The sequence below is a fragment of the Polaribacter sp. genome (genome assembly GCF_965656025.1).
Lineage (GTDB): Bacteria > Bacteroidota > Bacteroidia > Flavobacteriales > Flavobacteriaceae > Polaribacter.
The window spans coordinates 8,319-13,754 of the sequence record NZ_CBFHJT010000074.1 but is presented as its reverse complement, the minus strand read 5'-3'; the positions used below and the strand labels follow the sequence as shown (position 1 = coordinate 13,754).

The window sequence follows — 5,436 nt, the reverse complement described above, 5'->3', positions numbered from 1 at the left end:
AAATAAACGGTTTTAAACTTCCAAGTTCACAAAGAGCAAAAGATATTATTGAAAGTGATATTAATGACCTCAAAGCAAAAATTATGCAAGATGACCAGATGCTCAAAGCAATGCCTGGTAATGTGGACCCAGAAGTTATTAATAAGGTATTGATTCCTAAGGTTATAAAAGAAACCTATCCAGATTTAACGGATGAAGAAGTAGAAGCTGTGCGACAACACGTAGTTGTAGATTCAGTTATTAAAAATGGAACTATTGAAGAACAAGGGGATAAGCGCTTTATCAGAATGGCAGATAGTTTTGTAAATATTGATGATATTAATATCGATTTAATAGATACTATAAATCCATTTCAAAAAGCATTTGAGATATTATCTAAATCTGTAACAGCATCCGTATTTAAAGCAATTCAAGAAACTATTGACGCTACAAGAATAACAATGACCGATGAAGAAGCAATTATATTATGGCCTAAAATAAAAAACTGGATTGCAAAAACAGGGGAGCAACCAAGTATTCAGTCTTTCGACCCACAAGAAAGACGTTTAGCAGAAGCAATCATATTTTTAAGAGAACAGAAACGTAAAAAAGCAGCAACTCAAAATGAGTAAAAAGAAACTTAGTCTTGACGATATTTTTAATGATGATGAGTTTGGTATTTTAGATTCTAAACCCAAAAACTCTACTATAAAATCTGAAGATGAACGCTTAATTGAGTCGTTTCAAGAGATTAATGCTTTTTTTGAAAAGAATGATAGAGAACCAGAAGCTACAAATGTTAGTGAATTTAAGTTATTATCAAGATTAAAGGCATTGAGAAATGATGCTAATAAAGTAGAGATATTAAAAACATACGACACACACAACCTTTTAAACACTAAAGAAGAAGTAAAATCAGTAGAGGATATATTAAATGATGATGATTTAGGAATATTAGATACAGATGATACCTTATCTATATTTAAGTTGAAACATGTGCAGCCTGCATCAGAAAGGGCAGAAACAGATTTTACAGCAAGAAGAAAAGCAATGAATGATAAGGATTTTGCGCCTTATGAAACACAATTTAAAAAAGTACATAAAGAATTAAGAGAAGGTAAAAGAAAGCTAGTAAATTTTAATTATGAATCATTAAAACCTAACGAATATTATATAAACAATGGTATTTTACTTTATTTAGAGAGTGTAAAATGGGAAAAGCAAGTTCAAGAATTTAAAAGTGGTACTCATAATAGACCTGATGGTAGAACAAAAACAGTTTTTGAAAATGGTACTAAGTCTGATATGATGTTTCAGTCTCTTTATAAAGCATTGCACGAAAATGGTCAAATGGTTACAAATCCAGATTTTATAAACGAAGAAGAACTTTTTAAAAATGCAAATATTGTAAATGAAGAAGATGTTCAAACTGGTTGGATATATGTTTTAAGGTCGAAGTCTACAAATCCAGACATAGCGTCGATTAATGATTTATATAAAATTGGTTTTTCATCTATTGATGTAAATGAACGTATTAAAAATGCATCTAAAGAATCTACCTATTTATATGCGGATGTTCATTTGTTGGATAAGTATGTCTGTTACAATATAGATGCACAAAAGTTTGAGCATTTAATACATCGCTTCTTTGCAGAGGTATGTTTGAATGTAGATGTATTTGATGATAAAGGTAAAAGAATAACACCAAGAGAGTGGTTTGTTGCACCAAGATCAATTATTGATAAAGTTATTAGTTTAATATTAACTGGAGAAATAGTTAATTTCAGGTATGATAATATCAATAAAAAATTATTGCTGAAATGATGTTCTAATCTTATTAAATATGCATTATAAATTAAAATAATTTTTATTCAATATCCAAACCCTTCTATTCAGTAAGTCGCTAAATGTAATTTAAAATCTTAATTGTATATCCATTAAAATTGATATTGTATCAGCAAAAGTATATTGTTCATTTCATCGAAATTTGTGGTATGGAAAATATATTAGTAACTGGTGCAAATGGTACCACAGGAAAAAAGATTGTAAATTTATTAGAAACATCGCAATATTTTAAACCAGTTGCAATGGTTAGAAAAGAAATACAAAAAAAACAATTTGAAGATAGAAATATAAACACAGTTTTAGCAGATTTAGAAAAAGACATATCTCATACAACAAAAGATATTGATAAGGTTATTTTTGCGGCAGGTTCAGATGGAAAAGCAGTAAAAGCTGTGGATGAAGAAGGAGCAAAAAAAATGATTGATGCTTCAAAAAAACAGCACATTAAAAAATTTGTAATGTTAAGTTCTATGGGAGCAGACAAACCTGAAAGTTCTGAAGATTTGCAAGAATACTTACAAGCAAAACAAAATGCAGACGTATATTTGAGAGAAAGTAAGTTGTCTTATTCCATTGTAAGACCGGGAGCTTTAAATAACGAAAAAGGAACAGGAAAAATTGAGCTTTCTGAAAAATTAAATAAATTTGGAGAAATTTCTAGAGAAGATGTCGCTCAAACTTTGGTACATGCCTTACATGATACAGCTATTAATAAAGAAACTTTCGAAATTATAGAGGGAAACACTTTAATAGGAAAAGCGATACCAAGCTAATTAAAATAAAATATATGTAAAAAAAACATCCATTAGGATGTTTTTTTATTTTTATGATATTCGTTTAAAACAGACTTTCTACCAATCGTTTTTGTGATGATGTCTTTGTCTAAAATCCAGCCTCTTGCTGGTGAATATTCTCTACCATACCAAATTATTTGTAAGTGTAAATCGTTCCATAATTCTTTTGGGAACAATCTTTTTGCATCTTTTTCTGTTTGTGCTACACTTTTTCCGTTACTTAAATTCCAGCGAAACATTAAACGTTGTATATGCGTATCTACAGGAAAAGCAGGCACACCAAAAGCTTGACTCATCACCACACTCGCAGTTTTGTGGCCAACAGCAGGTAGCTCTTCTAAACCTTCAAAAGATTGTGGAACTTCACCATTATATTTTTCGATTAATATTTTAGACAAGCCATAAATACCTTTACTTTTCATAGGAGACAAACCACAAGGTCTAATAATGGCTTTAATTTCTTCTACAGACATTTTTACCATATCAAAAGGATTGTCAGCTTTTGCAAATAATAAAGGTGTAATTTGATTTACACGAACGTCTGTACATTGGGCAGATAACAAAACTGCAATTAATAAGGTGTAAGGATCTTTATGATCTAAAGGAATTGGAATTTCTGGATATAAAGATTGTAATGTTTCTATTACAAATTGTACTTTTTCTTGCTTGGTCATTCTTTAGTTATTAAAGTTGTAAAGTTAAAAAGTTTATAAAGTTTAACTGTTTATTATGTAAAAAGTTTTTCTTTCAGTTTTTACTTTTTAACTTTCCATTTTAAAACTTTTTAAACGAATTAGTATGACAACATTAAAAGTAGGAGACAAGGCTCCAAAATTTGAAGCAAAAGACAATGCAGGAAATACGATTAAATTAGAAGATTATGCTGGTAAAAAATTGGTATTATTCTTTTATCCAAAAGCAAGTACACCTGGTTGTACTGCAGAAGCTTGTGATTTGAGAGATAACTATCAAACTTTTTTAGCAAAGGGATATGATGTTTTAGGTGTAAGTGCAGATTCTGCAAAAAGACAACAAAATTTTATCAATAAAAACGAACTTCCTTTTCCATTGTTAGCAGACGAAGACAAAGCAGTTATAGAGGCTTTTGGTGTTTGGGGCCCAAAAAAATTTATGGGACGTGAATATGATGGAATTCATAGAACCACCTTTGTTATTGATGAAAATGGTGTAATTGAAGAGGTAATTAGCAAAGTAAAAACCAAAGCACATACAGCTCAAATATTAGACTAAGTATTTTTACTTTTTTACACAAAAAATGGAATGTTGATAATGAAAGCATTCCATTTTTAATTTTTAAAACTTCATACTTACTTTAAAGTTTAAAACTCTACCCGTCATAAAATTAGGGATACCAAATTGATTTTTAGAGTACACGTCTCTAACCCATGTATTGGTAATTGCATTTTGAATATCAAACATATTAAAAAGCTCTAAACCAGCTGTTAATTCTTTAAATTTAGATAACCAACCACTTGTATATTGTCTGTTAGCATCAGCAAAAACATAAGAAACACCCAAATCTGCTCTTTTGTAATCTCTTAAACGTTCTTGAAAATCGTACACATCTGAATAAGAAGGAGCACCACCTGGAACACCCGTATTGTAAACCAAATTTAAATACGCTTTTAAATTGGGTAAATTGGGTACATAATCTTGAAACAAAATTCCGAATTTAAAACGTTGGTCTGATGGTCTAGAAATAATACCTCTGTTATCTATATCTTCCTCTGTTTTTAAATAACCAAAACTCACCCAACTTTCGCTACCAGGAACAAATTCTCCATTTAAACGAGCATCAAAACCATGCGCATAAGCTGTGGTAACATTGTCCGCCCTATACCTAATTCTAACATTATCTACAGAGTAAGCGTTTACATTGGTTAATTCTTTATAATAAGCTTCTGTAGTTAATTTAAACGGTCTTTCCCAAAGGTCAAAGCTATAATCCATACCAACTACTAGATGTATAGATTTTTGTGCTTTTACATCTTTGTTAATTTTACCATTGAAGTTTTTTAGCTCTCTGTAGGAGGGAGGTTGCGAATACCATCCACCAGAAAAACGAAATAACATATCTGTATGCCAATTGGGTTTTATAGCAAACTGTGCTCTTGGGCTTATAATTGTTTTATTGCTCGATTTTTGGCCATTTGCAGTAACCGTCCAGTTATGTGCCCTCAAACCAAAGTTATACCAAACTTCATTATCGCCCATATACAAACGCTCGTTGAATTGCAGGAAGGCAGTAACTCTGTTAATATCAACATTATGATCTTCTCTAATATTTTGAAAAGGTGTAATTGGGCCTTCAAAAGGCTGGTAAGGTTGATTATTATTGGTAAAATTATTTGGTGGACGAACAGAAAAACCCAAAGAATCTATAATTTCCCATTCTCGTATGCGTTCTCTAATGTCTTCATTTTGATATTTTACACCAAAATCCCACTGTTGTCTATCTTTTTTATAACTTCCTCTTATTTGTACATTGTTAATTAAAGCATCTAATTCATTCCTAGCATGATTTAATTGAGAACCAATACCTTGTGCAAAATCTACTTCACCAAAATTTTCTGAACCAATATTGGTATCAACTTCACCTAAATTATAGGAAGCAGCAATATCATAATACTCTTCTTCTTGTGTATTATAGCTAGAAACAGTTGTTTTAAAACTAAGATTATCATTTACCTTATAATCTGCAGATATGGCATTAAATAAGGTTAAATAATTATTTTCTTCTCTACCATCGTAAAAAACAATTAACTCTAAAGGATCTGCAACTGTACCAAAACGGGTT

4 protein-coding genes and 2 pseudogenes are annotated in these 5,436 nt (G+C 30.6%); 4 read left to right on the top strand and 2 right to left on the bottom strand.

Going from position 1 to position 5,436, the window contains the following annotated elements:
• From ACTG3S_RS12430 to ACTG3S_RS12420, 3 genes and pseudogenes are all read left to right on the top strand, one after another.
• Positions 1-611: pseudogene (locus tag ACTG3S_RS12430) on the top strand (DEAD/DEAH box helicase); the annotation flags it as partial.
• Positions 604-1,803, top strand: coding sequence for a GIY-YIG nuclease family protein (locus ACTG3S_RS12425; protein ID WP_439129666.1), 1,200 nt, complete (start codon positions 604-606; stop codon positions 1,801-1,803). The pseudogene ACTG3S_RS12430 and the gene ACTG3S_RS12425, both read left to right, overlap by 8 nt.
• A 170-nt stretch (positions 1,804-1,973) precedes the next feature.
• Positions 1,974-2,597 carry an SDR family oxidoreductase gene (locus ACTG3S_RS12420; RefSeq protein WP_439129665.1) on the top strand — a complete coding sequence of 208 codons (624 nt, stop codon included), beginning with the start codon at positions 1,974-1,976 and terminating at the stop codon, positions 2,595-2,597.
• A gap of 32 nt (positions 2,598-2,629) precedes the next feature.
• Here ACTG3S_RS12420 and ACTG3S_RS12415 read toward each other — a convergent pair whose 3' ends face one another.
• Entirely contained in the window at positions 2,630-3,292 is a 663-nt protein-coding gene (locus tag ACTG3S_RS12415; protein ID WP_439129664.1) for an endonuclease III domain-containing protein, read from the bottom strand.
• Between the two features lie 124 nt (positions 3,293-3,416).
• Here ACTG3S_RS12415 and bcp point away from each other — a divergent pair, with 124 nt between their 5' ends.
• Positions 3,417-3,869 carry a thioredoxin-dependent thiol peroxidase gene (gene bcp, locus ACTG3S_RS12410; RefSeq protein WP_439129663.1) on the top strand — a complete coding sequence of 151 codons (453 nt, stop codon included), beginning with the start codon at positions 3,417-3,419 and terminating at the stop codon, positions 3,867-3,869.
• 63 nt (positions 3,870-3,932) lie between these two features.
• On the opposite strand, the pseudogene ACTG3S_RS12405 reads toward bcp, so the two are convergent.
• A pseudogene (locus ACTG3S_RS12405) lies at positions 3,933-5,436 on the bottom strand (TonB-dependent receptor); the annotation flags it as partial.

What these genes read in the sequence shown, in the direction of transcription:
- ACTG3S_RS12420 (WP_439129665.1), top strand. Translation starts at nt 1,974, where the DNA reads ATGGAAAATATATTAGTAACTGGTGCAAATGGTACCACAGGAAAAAAG.
- ACTG3S_RS12415 (WP_439129664.1), bottom strand. Translation starts at nt 3,292, where the DNA reads ATGACCAAGCAAGAAAAAGTACAATTTGTAATAGAAACATTACAATCT.
- bcp (WP_439129663.1), top strand. Translation starts at nt 3,417, where the DNA reads ATGACAACATTAAAAGTAGGAGACAAGGCTCCAAAATTTGAAGCAAAA.
- ACTG3S_RS12425 (WP_439129666.1), top strand. Translation starts at nt 604, where the DNA reads ATGAGTAAAAAGAAACTTAGTCTTGACGATATTTTTAATGATGATGAG.